The sequence below is a fragment of the Limosilactobacillus balticus genome (genome assembly GCF_014145615.1).
In the GTDB taxonomy this organism is placed as follows: domain Bacteria; phylum Bacillota; class Bacilli; order Lactobacillales; family Lactobacillaceae; genus Limosilactobacillus; species Limosilactobacillus balticus.
The window spans coordinates 219,941-237,330 of the sequence record NZ_JACIVH010000074.1; the positions used below are offsets into that span (position 1 = coordinate 219,941).

The following is a 17,390-nucleotide window of genomic DNA, read 5'->3' on the forward strand; positions in this document are numbered from 1 at the left end:
CAGAAAACGCTATCCATAGCATTAAGATTAAATGTGAAAACAATTATTAAGTAATGAGAATAGTATACATCACTTATAGCTAAATATGCAAATCAGTGAATAAAGATCGCTAAATTGGTATAAAAATACAAAAAGTAGTATAAAAGTAATGTGAAATTATGTAAAAGACTTTTATTTTTTTAAAAGACGACTATACTAATAATTATTAAATAATTTCTTATTTTTATTTAAGAATTCTAAAGCTTTGGAGGCATTATTTTGGACGAACAGAGTAGTAATAAAAAGATGATTACTACCTTTGGACTAGTGACGATGATCATTACCGCCATTTTTGGTTTTGGGAATGTTTCAAACGCCTACTTACAAATGGGTTACGGTAGTATTATTTGGTACGCATTAGCAGGGATTTGTTTCTTCTTTCCTTGTGGTTTGATGATGGCAGAGTACGGTTCTACATTTAGGGATGCTAAAGGGGGAATTTATTCCTGGCTTGCCGGGTCAGTTGGCGAACGAATCGCTTTTGTTGGTACTTTCGTATGGTTAGCATCTTGGATTGTATGGATGGTATCAACAGCATCACGGATTTGGATTACTTTTTCTGCTTTGCTTTTTGGTAAGGATACCACCCAACAATGGCACGCATTTGGTCTGACCTCGACTCAATTGATTGGGGTTCTTGGGATTCTGTTGATTCTCGGGACAACTTGGTGTAGTTCGCGAGGAATGACTGCCATTGCTAAAGTTGGTTCACTTGGTGGTATTTTTACAATTGTTGTTAACATTATCTTTGTTATTGTCAGCGTTATTGTTTTAGTCGCCGATAAGGGAATCTTAAAGCAACCAATTCATGGTGCTTCAACTTTCATTACATCACCTAATCCACAATTCCAGACACCGATTGCTATTATTTCGTTTGTTGTTTATGCTATTTTCGCTTACGGTGGGATGGAATCATTAGGGTCTGTTACTGATAGTATGAAAAATCCTGAAAAGACATTCCCTCGTGGATTGATCATTGCAAGTATCTTTACGATTGGTACTTATGTTTTAATGATTTTTATGCTCGGTTGGTCAGTAAATTATCAACAAACTTTGACTAAGAGCAGTGTTAACCTTGGTAATGTTACTTATGTTGTCTTTAATCAATTAGGGGTTACCATGGGAGCTGCACTTGGCTGGTCGCACGGTGCTGCCCTTACTTTTGGACTTATCATGACGCGGATCGTTGCCTTTGCACAGACCCTTGGCTTCTTGGGCGCGTTGTTTATTCTGCTTTACTCCCCAATCAAGGCCTTCATTCTTGGTTCTAATCCAGAATTATGGCCAAAGAAACTTACAAAACTTAATAAGGCGGGGATGCCAGCAAATGCAATGTGGCTTCAAGCAATTATTGTTTCAATTATTGTTTTCTTGGTTGCCTTTGGTGGAAATGCTGCGCAACAGTTCTACTTGATTTTGACTGATATGGCGAACGTTTCAACGTGTTTCCCATATATCTTCTTGATCGGAGCCTTTCCATTCTTTAAGGCGAAAAAGAACCTTGACCGGCCATTCGTTGTCTTTAAGAACCGTTTCTGGACAGATGTATTAGTATGTTTCGTTGAATTAATTTTAATTGTCGGAATCGTCTTTACGTTTGTTCAACCATTATTACAAAAAGATTATCAAACTGCTTTCTGGACACTTGCTGGACCAATTTTCTTTGCAATCGTTGCGTTGGTCTTCTATCAAATCTCCGCAAAGCGTCACCATGTTGAAGAGTAATTAACAAAAACCTCAGCACCATTAGTTTGGTGGTGAGGCTTTTTTATCTATTCTGTAATATTTGTCGGCTGTTCAGTTTGTTATAATTAAACCTATAAAATGTTTTCGGAGGTTATTATGGACAAGGAACCGGGCAAAGGGAAGACTTTTATTGCGTTATTAATCCAACATATTACAATGGCCCAGATTTCAAGTTCTGCTGCTGTCTTAGCTTACTATACTTTGCTATCTATTTTTCCGGCCGTGATGGTAGTAGGAAATTTATTACCAATGATTGGAATTGATGCCAAGACTATTTTAGCCTACCTTTCCACGGCAATTCCTGAATCTGTTTATGACTTTATCCAGCCGTTAATTTATGATTTCTTACAGCGGGGAAGCGGTGGTGTCCTAACGACAGGGGCTTTGATTGCGCTTTGGTCGACTAGTCAAGGAATTGCTGCTTTTCAGCGGAGTGTTAACCATGCCTATGGGATTGCGGAAAATCAGAATCCAGTGATGAACCGAATCGTCTCATTTGTTTGGATGATTGTCCTCTTAGTAATTATCTTTATCATCATTATTTTATACGGTTTTGGGGAACAGGTTCTTAAGAGTATCCAGCCAATTTTTAATTTCCGACGCGATTACATTGCTATCTTTAGCTCATTAAGATGGCCAGTAACGTTTGGCGTCTTGTTTATCGCTCTCACGCTTTTGTATTACTTTGTTCCTAATGCGAAAGTTCGGTTGCGCTATGCACTCGCTGGTTCATTCTTGGCGTCTTTGTTATGGATGGGATTATCACGTTTATTCTCGTTCTATACCTTATTATTTAGTCACGGGGTAATTTCCTACAAGACAATTGGAGCTTTTATTGCCATGATGGTATGGCTTGACTTTTCTGGCTATATCATCATGCTTGGGGCGGCGCTAAATGCTGCTCTACAAGAATGTCATGAAGGTGAATTGCATGCCAAAAAACACTTTTGGCAACTGGTAGAAAGAAAGACTAAAAATGGAGGCTAGGAAATTTCCCTAGCCTCCAAATGTTGAAGATCTTTAGAACTCGATGTTTAATTACTTTTGTTCGTCATTAAAGATAATGGTAGAAACAGTATCAACGTATTTCGCGGAAAGAGGTTGTTGATAAATATCTTCGCCTTCCTTAGTAAAGAGGTGAGTTTGTGCGATTTCTTGCATTGCCTTCCGAACGGTTTCGGCATCTAGATCACCACTGGCATAGTTTAACTTTAATGAATGTTTTTTACCAAAACTGCCCTTGAAAGTTAAGTTTAATGTACGCATAAGTTAGTTTCCTCCTTGAAATTAGTTATTCAATGCGACTTGACTAGTAACGATAATGTCTGTATCAAGGCATTTTTCAGCAGTAAGCATTTCAATTGCTGCACTAAATTGTGCTACCTGCTCATTAGTGACTTCCTCAATAATGTTGTTAAAGGGATGTTTAACGCCCTTGGGATGTTCACTGTTAGTGAGGGTGAGTTGAATTTTAGCGGACTTGAAATTGCGAACCATTTGCATGATAAAAACTTCCTTTGTTTAATTTGATTTATTAAGTAGTGGCCACTGCTTACACCTTTATAAACGATTAAAAATTGAGAATGTTAAGGAGAAATTTAAAAATGGCAAAAATTTCGAAAATTGAGGCGCAAAAACGGAAGGGTCGATATAACATATATCTTGATAGTAAGTATGCTTTTCCGGTTGCAGAAAGTGTTTTGATTCAGTTCCGTTTGATGAAGGGAACTGAGCTAGATGAAAAGCAAATTGCGGCCATTGCGACTGCTGACCAGCAAGCAAAGGCTTATTCGCGAATGCTTGACTACCTTTCTTACCAGATGCGGACAGAAAGCGATATTATTAAGAAGCTAAAAGAAATTGATACACCGGAAGAGTTTATTGAGCCAATCTTAAAAAAGCTACGCGGTCAACAGTTAATCGATGATCATGCCTATGCGGCTTCTTATGTCCGCACAGTGATTAATACGGACTTGAAGGGACCTGGGATGGTTCGTCAACACTTACGACAAAAAGGAATTGGCGAAAACGATATTGACGATGCTTTAACGCAATTTACTCCCGAAGTTCAAGCAGAATTAGCAAAGAAGTTAGCTGTAAAACTATTTCGCCGTTATCGGAACCAGCCAGAGCGGCGACGAGCGCAAAAAGTACAGCAGGGACTCATGACAAAGGGATTCGCTAGTAGTGTGTATGAGATGATTAAGGATGAAGTTGTTCCGCGGCCTGATCAGGAACAGGAGAACGACCTTTTAGTGAAAGAAGCAGAGAAGCAATGGCGTCGGACTTGCCGTTACCAAGGCTACGAGCGTGAGCAGCATTTTAAGCAGGCAATGTATCGTAAGGGTTTTGACCTTGATGACGTTCAAAGCTGGTTAGCTGCGCAAGATTTACAATAATTACTTTCCAAGATTAGGAATTACTGGTATTATTTTAATGATTATGTTTAAAAACAATAATTAGGAGTACAATAGTGAATATTAAAATCTTAGTGGCGGTCCATAAAAATTATCGGATGCCAGATGATCCAATGTATTTACCAGTTTTTGTTGGTAAAGAGATTCATCCGACTGTTAATCATACATTTCAGGGTGATAATACCGGAGATAATATTTCAAAAAAGAATCCGCATTACAATGAGCTAACAGCTTTGTACTGGGGATGGAAAAATCTTGATGATGTGGATGCATTAGGATTAGTCCACTACCGTCGTTACTTGACGCTGGAGCACTCAAAGGATCTTTCGACTATCCTCAACCATGAACAAGTTGAAGAGTTATTAAAAGATGCCGATGTAATCTTGCCAAAAAAACGGCACTACTACATTGAAACAAATGAATCACATTACCTCCATGTTCATGAGCACGAGCCGCTTGAAATTACTCGTCAAATCCTAAAAAATAAGTATCCGCAATATTTACCAGCCTTTGAAAAAGTGATGAAGCAAACTTCTGCCCATTACTTCAATATGATGATCATGAAAAAGCAGCCGTTAGACGAGTACTGTACATGGTTGTTTGATGTTCTTGGTGAAGTGGAGAAAAAAGTTGATTATTCTGACTATACACCATATGAGCAACGGGTCTTTGGTTTTTTGAGTGAGCTTTTACTCGATACTTGGTTGTTGACTAATCCGCAGTACAAGACAGCGGAGGTTAATCGGGTATTTCTTGAAAAACAAAACTGGCCATTAAAGATTGCAAAGTTCTTAAAACGTAAAGTCACCGGCCATGGTGAGCATTAACGATTGGAGAGACAAGAATGCCAAAATTGTCAATAGTTGTTCCTTGTTATAATGAGGAAGAAACTATTCCACTTTTTTACCCAGCGGTTGAAAAAGTAGTTAAACAGATGCCAGTAGATACTGAATATTGGTTTGTCAATGATGGATCGAGCGATGGGACTTTAGCAGAACTACGCAAGCTGCACGCGCAAGATCCAGAACGTGTTCACTATGTTTCCTTTTCACGGAATTTTGGTAAAGAAGCGGGCCTTTATGCCGGATTACAGGCAGTAACAGGTGATTATATTGTTGTGATGGATGCTGATTTACAAGACCCGCCAGAGTATTTACCAGAGATGTATCAGGATATTTCTAAGGGTGAATATGATTGTGTGGGGATGCGGCGGACAGATCGAAAAGGTGAGGCAAAGTTTAAGTCCTTCCTTTCTAACCAGTTTTATAATGTTATCAATAAAATTTCTGATACTAAAATTGTCTCTGGGGCCCGTGATTATCGGATGATGACCCGCCAGATGGTTGATGCAGTGTTATCATTAACCGAGTATAATCGTTTTTCAAAGGGAATCTTTAACTGGGTTGGATTCAAAACCAAGTATCTTCCCTATAAAAATGTCGAACGGATAGCTGGGACAACGGATTGGTCGACCTGGAAGTTATTTAAGTATGCGATTGATGGCATTACCGATTTTTCTGAAGCTCCCTTGGCAATTGCGACCTGGGCTGGTGGATTGACAGCATTCATCTCCATTATTGGAATGATTATTGTTGTTATCCGAAAGCTTCTTGAACCATCTAGCAGTGCCTTTGGTTGGGCGTCGATGGTTTGCATCATTTTATTCCTCGGCGGTATCCAGTTACTTTGCCTCGGAATAGTAGGTCGTTATATTGGTCGGATTTATATGCAGACCAAGAAACGGCCGATATATATTATTAAAGAGAAAAAGTAGGGTTGAGAATCATGAGTGAGAAGGTAAAAATTAAACAACAATCTAAGAGCTACCTTTTCTGGAAGAGGTTATTTGATATTACGTTATCGTCATTAGCGATGATCGGGTTTAGTCCAGTTTTTTTGATTATTTATATAATGAATCGTTTTGGTGATAACAAAGGGCCATTATTTTATAAGCAGGAACGAATTGGTTGGCATGGCAAGCCATTCAAGATTTATAAATTTCGTTCAATGATTGTGAATGCGGATAAAATTTTGGAAAACGATCCAGAAATGTATGCTAAGTATGTTGCTAATAACTATAAACTGGAGCCAGAGGAAGATCCACGGATTACTCGCTTAGGTCGGTGGTTACGAAAAACGTCAATTGATGAAATTCCACAGTTTATCAATATCTTGCGTGGCGATATGAGTATTATTGGCCCCCGCCCTATTGTAAAAAAAGAGCTTGAAGAATATGGTGATCGGGTTGATAAGTTTTTATCAGTAAAACCAGGTGCAATGGGGTTGTGGCAATCGAGTGGTCGGAGCAACATTCCATATCCAGAACGCTGTGATGTCGAGTTAGAGTATGTTGATAAGGCTTCACTTGCTTTTGATACAAAGATAATGTTTAAGAACATTATTAGTATTTTTAAGCGTGATGGCGCGTATTAGGAAGGAGAATTTTTTTGCTGAAAATAAAAGAAATATTAAGAGCTCCAATTAATGGTCAGCAATTGTATTTAGGAGTATTAGTATTTTATCTTTTTTTCTCATTTCTTAGAAATACGACATTTGATCCTTATTTAGGGAGTAGGCCTTTTAACTTAGCTTCATATATTTGTGTAGCATTGCTTATTTTTAAAATCTATTTCTTAGATGATTATAAATTAAAGGGGAAAATACTAATTACTTTTTTCCTGCTAATTGCCGTTTGCTCATGGCGATTATCGACTTCAAATCTAATTATTGTAATGGCTGCTTTTATTATGGCTGCTAAGGATGTTTCTTTCACCAGGATAATTCAATGCTATTTTTATACAACGTTAATTTTACTAGTTAGTGTTGTGACATTTTCACTTCTTGGCGTTATAAAAGATTTGGTTTTCGTTGTACATGGGAGAGCGACTCGCTATGCATTGGGCATTGTATATCCAACTGATTTAGCGTCACACGTGTTATACCTTTTACTGGCGCACGTTTATCTATATTACAATAAACTAAATTGGCGATATTATACAGGCTATGTATTAATAGCACTGTTATTAAAGTTTATAACTGACGCTCGACTAAGTATTATTTGTATTTTATTAATTTTGCCAGTTGTTTGGACTGCAAAACTTGCAGAAAATCCTCAAAGTAAAGTAGCCCATTTCATAACTTCACTTTATTGGATCTTTATTCCAGTATTAGCTTTTATCAGCTTTGCTGGTACTTATTTTTTTGATAATACAAATCATATATATTATAAAATTGACCATTTACTTTCTGGTCGGCTATCGTATGGCCTTATGTCGATGTACAGATATCATTTTACAATGCTCGGACAAAAAGTAGAGGAAAATGGATTGGGTGGAAGCAAAGGCTTATCAGTATTTCACCATGGTAATGTTGGTTACTTTTATATTGATTCCTCTTATTTACGGCTAATTATGATATATGGCCTATTAGTAACTATAATTATTTTGGGGCTAATGATTACTATTTCAGTAAGGAGTGTAGTGGGACGTAATTATGCAATTACAGCAATTTTACTGATTGTTACACTCAGCTGTTTTGTTGAACAACATTTACTTGAGTTATCTTATAATCCATTCCTGTTAGCGCTTTTAGCAAATCCAAGGATTATTTCGGAGGTTAATATAAATTGGAAACGAAAAAGTATAGTTTAAATGATTTGATAAAAATTATTTGGAAAAATATTATTGTCATTATAGTCTTTGCTGTTATTGGTGGTAGTGGATTTTTTATTTTAGCTAAGCGTAAACAATCTACGACATATACGGCAGAGCGAAGTATGATGATTAGTCATAGCTTGGATAGCAAAAGAGCACACTCCCAAGTTAGTGCGGATCTTGCAATGATCCCAACCTATGAGGATCTAATTAAAAGTCGTCAAGTGACTGAAAGTACTTGGAAAGCTTTGCCTAAGAGTATAAGAAAAGAAACATCACCTAAATCGATTAGTGATAACATTGATACTAATAATCGACCAGAATCACTTGTGATTACCGTTAAAGCAACGACTAAAGATGCTAATCAATCATTAGCAATTGCGAATACAACAGTGGAAGTTGCTAAAAAAGAATTGCCCAAAATGCAAAAAGGATTAGGGACGGTTCATGTTTATACTAAGGCTAATCGCAAGGCCGTTACATCTCAAACTCATGGATCAGTTAAGAAGTACACGTTAGTCGGAGTTGCATTAGGAATAGTTGCTGGGATGCTGGTTTCATTTACTATAACTACATTAAGGCACATGAATTAACTTCAAGGAGATAAAGATGACCGTATACGTAATTACTCATAAGCCATTTGACTATGCTAAAGAATTACCAAGTGGTTATGTTCCAATGATGGTTGGTGCTAATAAAAATTCCAATCCACTTAACTATTTAGCAGATAATACTCAAGATAATATCTCTGATAAGAATCCTGAATATTGTGAATTAACTGGACTTTACTGGATGTGGAAAAATTCTAAAGCTAAGAATATCGGATTAGCACATTATCGGCGTTTCTTTTATTCTAAAAGTATTGGTGGACGATTTGCTATGTATGCCTATCTTATTTTGATGGGAAATAAAGTTAAGCCGGCTTTAATTAGCCAATTAGATGAATGGTTAAATGAATATGATTGGATCGTTGCTCACCCTGAAGACGAAGGGGGCAAAGATTTATGGACACAGTTTAAAAAGGCCAATCATGAGATTGATATGCAACATACTCGTGATGTAATTGCTGAGAAATATCCTGAATATGTAGAAGCTTTTGATAAGGTAATGCATAGTTCAAGTTGGATGTCACCATATAATATGTTTTATGCAGCTAAACAAAAATCTGATGAATATTGTCAATGGCTATTTGATATTTTATTTGAAGTTGAAAAACGGACTGACATGACTGGTTATACTGATTATCAGAAGCGACTATATGGCTTCTTAAGCGAGCGTTTACTGAATGTTTGGCTTGAAAAACATAAAGATTATAAAGTCAAATATTTAACTGTTTTTAAAACAGATGATTTGAGTAGACGAGCCGTAATTAGACGAATTACTAATCGTTTAGGTATTACTAAAGGAATAAATCATTAAGTAGGAGCGGAAATAATGCAGGCTGTTTTAATATTAGCTCATAAAAATATTGACCAGGTTATTGAATTATCTAAGAGTCTTTCTACTAGTTTTAATGTGTATGTTCATCTTGATAGAAAGGCAGCAATAACTGATGTCCAAGAAAAGAAAATAAAGGAAGTAACTGCTTCTTTTATCTCAAAATACGATGTTAAATGGGGCAGTTATAGCATTGTTAGAGCAACAATTGATTTAATGAAGATTGCTTTACAAGATAAGAAGAATACATATTTTCACCTAGTATCAGGTCAGGATTGGCCAATAAAATCTCCAGAAGAAATTTATAATTTCTTTGAAAAGACGGATAAGATTTTTATGAATTATTGGTTAGCTACGTCTATGAAGAAAACCGGTGAACCAGAAATATGGTGGACTAAATATTATTTTAATTATGATACGATTAATCGAAGAACCATGTTTGGTAAAATTTATCATCGTCTTCTTTTATTGATTCAAACATTGTTTAGGATTAATAAGTTAAAAAAATATAATTTGACTGATGACTACATTTATGCTGGTCAGGAATGGGTGGATGTACCACGTGATGCATTAGAATATGCTATTGAATATTATGAAAAGCATAAAGAATTAGAGCATATTTTTTCGACAAGCTTTTGTTCAGATGAAATGTGGTTACAAACTGTTTTATGTAATTCAAAATTTAGATCTCGTATTGATAAAAATATCCATCGTTATATTGAAATGCTAGAGAAGCATGGTAGCCGCCCGGCAATTTTAGATGAGTTGGATTATCCTAAAATACAAAAGGGCTATTATTGGTGGGGAAGAAAGTTTGAACGACCGATATCTGATAAATTAATTATGCTACTAGATCATAGTAAATAATTATTACTGTGCTATTTGATTAAGATTGCTGTTAATTTTAAAGTGAAATGAGGAAAAAGAATGGGTAACTATGATTATTTAATAGTAGGTGCTGGCCTGTTTGGTGCTACGTTTGCCTATGAAGCTGCTAAACGAGGTAAGCACGTTAAGGTAATTGAAAAGCGCGATCACATCGCTGGTAATATCTATACAAAGGAAGTAGACGGAATTCAAGTCCACCAATATGGTGCCCATATTTTCCATACATCTAATAAGGAAGTGTGGGATTATGTAAACCAGTTTGCAGAATTCAATCGATATACAAATAGTCCAGTAGCTAACTACAAGGGCGAAATGTACAACCTCCCATTTAATATGAATACTTTTAGCCAGATGTGGGGAGTTCGTACGCCGGAAGAAGCAATGGCGAAGATTAATGAGCAACGACAAGAAATGGCTGGTAAGGAACCAAAGAACCTTGAAGAACAAGCTATTTCTCTTATTGGCCGCGACATCTATGAAAAGTTGATCAAGGGCTATACTGAAAAGCAGTGGGGCCAAAAGGCAACTGAATTACCTGCCTTTATCATTCGGCGTCTGCCAGTGCGGTTAGTTTACGATAACAACTACTTTAATGACGCCTACCAAGGGATTCCAATTGGCGGTTACACCCAGATCGTTGAAAAGATGCTTGATAGCGACTTAATTGATGTTGAGACTTGTGTTGACTTCTTTGATCAAAAGGCTAAGTACCTTGAAGATTATCCGAAAATAGTATTTACCGGGATGATTGACCAGTTCTTTGATTATCAATTAGGTGAACTTCAATATCGGAGCCTTCGCTTTGAAACAGAAGAAAAGAATGTCGGTAACTATCAAGGTAACGCGGTAATTAACTATACTGATGCCGAAACGCCATACACGCGGATTATTGAACATAAACACTTTGAGTTCGGTAAGGGTGACAAGGATAAAACGATCATCACTCGTGAATACCCTGCTGATTGGCATCGTGGTGATGAACCATACTATCCGATTAACAATCAACGGAATAACGATCTTTACAAGCAATATACCAAGTTAGCTGACGAAAAGGCTGATAATGTTATTTTTGGTGGTCGCTTAGGACAATACCGTTATTACAACATGGATCAAGTATTACATTCGGCTTTGACAGCTGTTAATGAAGAATTTAAATAAAGCTTTGATGGCGAGTTGAGTTGGAAACTTAATTCGTCTTTTTGGATATCTGTCAACTGGTATGGTTGACTAAAAATACTTTCTACGAAAATGTAGGGGGTATTTTTTATAAAAAAATATAATCGATTCTTAAAAAGAAAAATTTTTGATTAGCAAAACCATAACAAGTTCGTTTTAGAGTTTTGATTTTGCGATTGATGCCCTCTAAAGGTCCGTTAGAGTAGTCAAACTTTGCGCTATTTAAGACATATTTCATATTATGACGTAAGGTTTGAATAGCTGTATCCATTTCTGTATTTGTTTTTTGGTAGTCTAAAATGGTGGACGCTAGTAATTCACTATTGCGCTCGTTTAGGGCTTTCGTGATATCTTGGTAAGTTTGGTATACTTCAGCGAACTTAGAAAATTTACTAGTAATGAGATCAACAGCATTTTGGCGAGTCATATATTGCTTAACGCCGCGCAGAAAAACTACTTTTTCTGGATGAAGATCTTCAGCTTTTTATGAAACAGTTTCCAATGTGATTTCATAATTTTATATTTTCGACTATGTTTATCGAGGTTTTTAAGAATAAAAACACGATAATTATCTAAAGCTCGGCCCGCTAATTGCACAAGGTGAAAGCGATCAATAATAATGTTGGCATTAGGGAAAGGGTGATAGATAAAGCTTTGATATTGAGCATTTAAATCAATTACAACTGATTGAACGCATTCGCGTTCGGCCTTTGAATAACGATTTTCAAAATAATCAACAATGGTGGGGGATAGACGGTCCTGTAACTTTGTGACAATTTGGTGAGTTTCAGCATCGCAACAAATAAAGGACATCACAGACTTAGTTAAACGAAATTCGTCAAAACATAGATGCTTAGGCAACTTAGCCACACGGTAGTGTGGTTCCATGCGCTCTAAAATTGTACGACGAACACTGCTAGGAGAGCAGTGACACATTTCAGCAATTAGCTGACCAGCAAGGCCTTTACGAGCTAAAAGCATGATTTGATTTTCTTTGGTTAAATTAGTAACAGCTCCAAAAGTAGTGTGACATGATTTCCATTTATAGCGTTGTTTACGAAGTTCTAGTTCATACCTTCTCCCGTTTAAATTAGCAAGTTGTACATGAGTTTTGCGAAAGCCATCCTTATTAACTGTGGGAAAGCCACAGTTACGACAACGACTAATCGGATAAGAAAGCGTAGCTTTTATTAGGGTTATATACTCGTTAACAGAATTATCGTTGTGTTCGACCTCTTCAACAGAAATAACTTTAATATTTTTATCTTTAATTCTAAGAATATTTAGGATAGAATCATTATGGGACATTTGTTTAACCTTCTTTCATGATTTTTGTGGTGAATTGATTGTATAATGAGGGGACAGCAAATGTCCTCTTTTTTGTATAAAAATCTGGCATGGAATTTTCATCCATACCAGAAAGTGTATACCCGTCTTTTTTAATATTGATTAAGGTTATCTTTTGTTTATAACAAGACAGTGGTAAAATTAGTTTTTAGTTTGAAAGGATAGACGAGGTTATTGTATGAAGGTCATTAAAAACTATTTATATAATGCAGGGTACCAAATATTATTAATGTTAGCACCAGTGATTACCACTCCCTATGTATCACGGGTATTAGGCGCACATAATAATGGAATCAATACTTATACGAATGGCTGGGTAACCTTTTTTTATTTAGTTGGTCAATTAGGTATTACCTTATACGGAAACCGTGAAATAGCTTATCAAAGAGAAAATAAATATAAACGATCAAAAAGCTTCTTTGAAATTGTGTCACTACAAATAATGACTAGTACAGTTGCTTTAGTAGTCTATTTAGTGGCAGTATTTCTATTTAGTAGTGCCTTTAAAGTTTATTTTTTACTCCAAGCTTTGTGGATTGTAGCTTATGGAATCGATATTTCATGGTACTTCATGGGGTTGGAGGATTTTAAGAAGACAGTTACTAGGAATACCATTGTCAAAATAATTTCAATTTTACTAATTTTTGTTCTTGTTCGGAATGAAAATGACCTTAGTAAATATATTTTTCTTTTGGGCTTTGCTCAATTAGCTGGTAGTGCTACATTATGGCCATATTTAAAGAATAGTATTGAATGGGTAAGCATTAAAAAATGGCGTCCCTTTCGGCATTTTTATCCAACGTTACTATTATTCGTTCCGACAATTACAACTCAAATATATTTAGTAGTTAATCGGATTATGTTAGGAAGAATGGCTCCGCAAGCAGCTGTTTCACAATTTGATTTTGGTGATAAACTTGTAAAGTTAGTATTAGCTGTGGTTACAGCTACTGGGACAGTAATGCTTCCTCATATTGCCAATAAGTTTACATCGGGTGATATCAAGGGTGTCCGTGAGAGTCTATATAAATCATTTGACTTTGTGACCGCTGTTTCTATTCCAATGATGTTTGGATTGATGGCAATTGCTAACAAATTTGCCCCCTGGTTTTTAGGAAGTCAGTATGGACCGACCGGTAGTGTTATTTTTTACGAAGCACCGGCGATATTAATGATTGCGTGGAGCAATGTTACGGGTATTCAATATTTAATGCCGATTCATCGTGAACATGAGTATACAATTTCGGTTACAATTGGTGCGGTGGTTAATGTTGTTGCTAATTTGTTTTTGATTTCCCTATATGGTGCTGATGGGGCAGCTATTGCCACGGTAATCTCTGAATTTGCAGTAACAGCAGTTCAATTATTTTACATAAAAGGGACAATTCGGCGACGCCAATTATTTGGACCTATTTGGCGATACCTATTAAGTGGAATTTTTATGTATTTAGTTGTTTCACGAATTAATGGTGTTATTAGTATGAAGATTACAAACTTATTATTAGAAGTCACATTAGGAGCTGCTATATATGTCATTGGTCTTTTTATCACTAAAGCGCCAATTATTGGTCAAGCGAAAGAATTATTAAAGAAAGAGGAGAACTCTTAATGAAATTAAAATTTGTTTGTGCCCCGGCTTCTGGTAATGGTGGAACTGAAACAGTTTTGGTAAAAGCGCTAAATCATTTAGCTAAGAAGCATCAGGTTGAATTGTATTTAACTACGGTTCCTGAGAATCGATTATGGTTAGAGAATATGCAAGGGGTATTAATTCACAAAATAGGAAGTACAAGTAAATTTGTTAAATTATTTTATTTAGTGAACATCTTTATGAGTGCTAAAAGTAATGATCATTTTATTATATTAGGTGCTAATACAATAAAATTAGCTGCAAAAATTCGAAAAGTATTTAAAAAGAATTATAAAATAACATCATGGATACATTATTCTTTAGTAAACCAAAATATGTTTGACCCACAAAATATTACATTAGCAGATAATCATTGGGCTATCAGTACACCGATAAAGCATCAATTAATGGATTTAGGGATTAAAGAGGATAAAATAAGCTTAATTTTTAATCCGGTCGACAAATATAACGGGATATTAAATACTCCTGATAAGTCATCTACTCTTAAACTAGTATATGTGGGCAAAATCATGCTTGAATCTCAAAAAAACCTACAAGAGCTATTTGATGGAATCAAGCACTACCCGAATAAAATTCATGTTGATCTGTTTGGAGCAGATGATAGTAATGGTGGGGTTCAAGAATATCTAAGCAAATTGAGAATAGAAGAGTTATGTACCTTCCACGGGTGGGTTAAAGACCCCTGGAAAATAATTTTGAACCAAATTCATCCTAATGCTTTAGTGTTAACCTCAAAATATGAGGGACTACCGATGGTTATGATTGAAGCGATGTCACGAGGCATTCCCTGTCTTGTAGCTGACTTTAGTGGGTATGAAGACATTATGAGACAAGGATTAAATGGAGTAGTTTATCATAGTGGCAATCAAGAAAGTCTTGTGTCATGTATGAATTTAATAAGTAAAACTGATTTTAATACGGATGTTATTTCTGATAGTATTAGGAAGTTTAATTCAGATAATTATTATTTACGATTGGATAGTATTATAGGGGAGTATTCTAATGAAAAATCATAGAATTGAGTGGATTGATATAGCAAGAGGAATCGCAATTCTTTTTGTTATTATTGGACATTCACTTGGTAATTATTTTTCAAGTTATTTTTCAAATTTAATTTATGTATTTCACATGCCAATATTTTTTGTCCTGAGTGGCTATTTATATAAAGAAAAGAAGAAAAGCAAGTTTCTTAAAAATTCATTTTTTAATTTAATAATGCCTTATGTTGGTACAGTACTTATAGCTTTTATTTTATTTACTATTTATAAATTTCATAATAATCCAATCATTGCTCCTTCAAGAGTTAACACTTATGAACAACTATCTGTATCAGCTCTTTACGGAATAGGCGCGTCTGCAAAACTGCCATTAATTAATTACTCAATTATTCCAATTGGCGCAATCTGGTTTTTGTTAGCGTTTTTTATTGGTACACAGCTTTTTAATATTATTATGACTTTAAAATTTAATAGTAATGATTTGTTGATGAAGGGAATAATTATTAGCTGTTTTACTTTTTTAGGAACTTATTTACAAACATATATATATTTACCATGGTCCATTAATGCAGCATTCTTTTCGCAAATCTTCTTTTTTGCTGGCTACCTGTTAAAAAAGAAGAGCATTTTAAGGACAAAGAGTAAAATAGCAATTTTGGTAGCTATTATGATCTGGTTAATGACTGCTACAATTGGCTTATTTGGATTAGATAATTTACAATTTCCTAATATGTATTTAGCAATAGTTGGGGGATGTGCATCTAGCTATTTAGTCATAAAGTTATCGATGCTTTTAGATGACTTTTGGAAGTTAAAAAGTTTAAAAAAAGTTCTATGCTTTTTTGGTGCAGAGTCATTATGTATTTTTTGCTTTCATTTAATTGACCTTGATTTTATCCAAATTTGGCCGCGTGTTCTTAATCATGTATTGCAATTAAGTAATTCTTATTTTCTTGCTATTGTGGCTGGAATTGTCTATCGAATTCTTTTTGCTGCGATTGCGACATTAATTGTTAAATATATACCAATAGTAAGGTCTTTTTATATGCATAGAAAATATAATTTTATAAAAAATAAAATTTGAAAATTCCTTTATGATTTGAATATATATGTTACTATAAACAACGAAATAAATTTAATGAGAGAGGTAAAACATGGGGATTGTAAAACATTATAAGATGTATAAAAAGGGGAAGAATTGGTGCTATATGGCAATTGCCACATTGGCAATAGCAGTTGGCGCTTTATCAGTTTCACAGGGGGTAAGTGCTGATACTATTAATAGTACAGTCAATACCACCAGTGTTACAGTAGCTTCACCAAAGGCACAGGATCAAACGACTGATGTTGCTGTGGAAGTAACACCTGCAACGCAAAGTACAAGTGAAACGGCTAAGCAAGATGATCAGGCTAATTCAATTGCTCAAACTGATCAACAAGCCCTAGTTGCAAGTAAGATTGCTGTAGCTCCGCAAGCAGCTGCTTCACAGAGTGGTTGGCAAACAGATAAGGGGAGTAGCTATTACTATAAAGATGGTCAAAAGGTAACTGGTCAACAAACCATTAATGGTAAGAATTATTATTTTAATACCCAAGGTCAGCTACAAAAGAACTACTTTTTAAATCAAGCTAACCATACCTATTATTTCCAAGCAGATGGTACCCGGTTGGATGATGGCTTCTATAATAATTGGGGCCACACTTACTATTTCCAAAAGGATGGTTCCCGCTTAGACAACGGATTTTACAATAACTGGGGTCATACCTATTACTTTGGTCAAGGTGGAGCTCGCCTAGATGATGGTTTCTATAACAATTGGGGTCACACCTACTACTTCCAAAAAGATGGTTCTCGTTTAGATAACGGTTTCTATAATAACTGGGGTCATACCTACTACTTTGGTCAAGGCGGTGTTCGTCTAGATGATGGCTTCTACAACAATTGGGGCCATACTTATTACTTCCAAAAGGATGGTTCTCGTTTAGATAACGGTTTCTATAATAACTGGGGTCATACCTACTACTTTGGTAATGATGG

At 35.6% G+C, this 17,390-nt stretch carries 17 protein-coding genes and 1 pseudogene; 15 read left to right on the forward strand and 3 right to left on the reverse strand.

Features of this window, described 5'->3' with window-relative positions; all coding sequences use genetic code 11:
* Positions 1–258 precede the first annotated feature (258 nt).
* Entirely contained in the window at positions 259–1,764 is a 1,506-nt protein-coding gene (gene yjeM, locus H5S10_RS09230; RefSeq protein WP_182589356.1) for a glutamate/gamma-aminobutyrate family transporter YjeM, read from the forward strand.
* Positions 1,765–1,881: 117 nt separating this feature from the next.
* Complete coding sequence (locus tag H5S10_RS09235; protein ID WP_019253033.1) at positions 1,882–2,772, forward strand: YihY/virulence factor BrkB family protein; 891 nt, start codon at positions 1,882–1,884, stop codon at positions 2,770–2,772.
* A 51-nt stretch (positions 2,773–2,823) separates the two neighbouring features.
* On the opposite strand, the gene H5S10_RS09240 is transcribed toward H5S10_RS09235, so the two are convergent.
* Together H5S10_RS09240 and H5S10_RS09245 are read right to left on the reverse strand one after the other, a co-directional pair.
* The gene (locus tag H5S10_RS09240) at positions 2,824–3,051 is read right to left on the reverse strand and encodes a DUF2922 domain-containing protein (protein WP_182589357.1); all 228 of its coding nucleotides are present in this window, start codon (positions 3,049–3,051) and stop codon (positions 2,824–2,826) included.
* Between the two features lie 21 nt (positions 3,052–3,072).
* A complete protein-coding gene (locus H5S10_RS09245; protein ID WP_003664412.1) occupies positions 3,073–3,288 on the reverse strand; it encodes a DUF1659 domain-containing protein in 216 nt (71 codons plus the stop codon).
* Positions 3,289–3,389: 101 nt separating this feature from the next.
* Here H5S10_RS09245 and recX point away from each other — a divergent pair, with 101 nt between their 5' ends.
* From recX to glf, 9 genes are all read left to right on the forward strand, one after another.
* A complete protein-coding gene (recX, locus tag H5S10_RS09250; protein WP_182589358.1) occupies positions 3,390–4,184 on the forward strand; it encodes a recombination regulator RecX in 795 nt (264 codons plus the stop codon).
* Between the two features lie 74 nt (positions 4,185–4,258).
* Positions 4,259–5,029 (forward strand): DUF4422 domain-containing protein, encoded by a 771-nt coding sequence (locus H5S10_RS09255; protein WP_182589359.1) that lies wholly within the window; start codon positions 4,259–4,261, stop codon positions 5,027–5,029.
* A 17-nt stretch (positions 5,030–5,046) separates the two neighbouring features.
* Complete coding sequence (locus H5S10_RS09260) at positions 5,047–5,976, forward strand: glycosyltransferase family 2 protein (protein ID WP_182589360.1); 930 nt, start codon at positions 5,047–5,049, stop codon at positions 5,974–5,976.
* A gap of 11 nt (positions 5,977–5,987) precedes the next feature.
* Positions 5,988–6,635 carry a sugar transferase gene (locus H5S10_RS09265; RefSeq protein WP_182589361.1) on the forward strand — a complete coding sequence of 216 codons (648 nt, stop codon included), beginning with the start codon at positions 5,988–5,990 and terminating at the stop codon, positions 6,633–6,635.
* Positions 6,636–6,649: 14 nt separating this feature from the next.
* Positions 6,650–7,852 (forward strand): polymerase, encoded by a 1,203-nt coding sequence (locus tag H5S10_RS09270; protein ID WP_182589362.1) that lies wholly within the window; start codon positions 6,650–6,652, stop codon positions 7,850–7,852.
* Positions 7,828–8,448: a Wzz/FepE/Etk N-terminal domain-containing protein gene (locus H5S10_RS09275; RefSeq protein ID WP_182589363.1), complete on the forward strand. Its 621-nt coding sequence runs from the start codon at positions 7,828–7,830 to the stop codon at positions 8,446–8,448. The genes H5S10_RS09270 and H5S10_RS09275 overlap by 25 nt, the downstream gene beginning before the upstream one ends.
* Before the next feature lie 16 nt (positions 8,449–8,464).
* Positions 8,465–9,274 carry a DUF4422 domain-containing protein gene (locus tag H5S10_RS09280; protein ID WP_182589364.1) on the forward strand — a complete coding sequence of 270 codons (810 nt, stop codon included), beginning with the start codon at positions 8,465–8,467 and terminating at the stop codon, positions 9,272–9,274.
* Between the two features lie 15 nt (positions 9,275–9,289).
* Positions 9,290–10,159: a beta-1,6-N-acetylglucosaminyltransferase gene (locus tag H5S10_RS09285; RefSeq protein WP_182589365.1), complete on the forward strand. Its 870-nt coding sequence runs from the start codon at positions 9,290–9,292 to the stop codon at positions 10,157–10,159.
* Between the two features lie 60 nt (positions 10,160–10,219).
* Entirely contained in the window at positions 10,220–11,338 is a 1,119-nt protein-coding gene (glf, locus tag H5S10_RS09290; RefSeq protein WP_182589366.1) for a UDP-galactopyranose mutase, read from the forward strand.
* Positions 11,339–11,444: 106 nt separating this feature from the next.
* Here the strand turns inward: glf and H5S10_RS09295 are convergent.
* Positions 11,445–12,664: pseudogene (locus tag H5S10_RS09295) on the reverse strand (ISL3 family transposase).
* Between the two features lie 217 nt (positions 12,665–12,881).
* On the opposite strand from H5S10_RS09295, the gene H5S10_RS09300 reads away from it, so the two are divergent.
* The 4 genes from H5S10_RS09300 to H5S10_RS09315 form a co-directional block, all read left to right on the forward strand.
* Positions 12,882–14,312 (forward strand): oligosaccharide flippase family protein, encoded by a 1,431-nt coding sequence (locus tag H5S10_RS09300; protein ID WP_182589367.1) that lies wholly within the window; start codon positions 12,882–12,884, stop codon positions 14,310–14,312.
* The gene (locus H5S10_RS09305; protein WP_182589368.1) at positions 14,312–15,370 is read left to right on the forward strand and encodes a glycosyltransferase; all 1,059 of its coding nucleotides are present in this window, start codon (positions 14,312–14,314) and stop codon (positions 15,368–15,370) included. The genes H5S10_RS09300 and H5S10_RS09305 overlap by 1 nt, the downstream gene beginning before the upstream one ends.
* Entirely contained in the window at positions 15,357–16,436 is a 1,080-nt protein-coding gene (locus H5S10_RS09310; protein WP_182589369.1) for an acyltransferase family protein, read from the forward strand. The genes H5S10_RS09305 and H5S10_RS09310 overlap by 14 nt, the downstream gene beginning before the upstream one ends.
* 70 nt (positions 16,437–16,506) lie before the next feature.
* The coding region (locus tag H5S10_RS09315) for a KxYKxGKxW signal peptide domain-containing protein (RefSeq protein WP_182589370.1) at positions 16,507–17,390 on the forward strand (884 nt) is incomplete at its 3' end.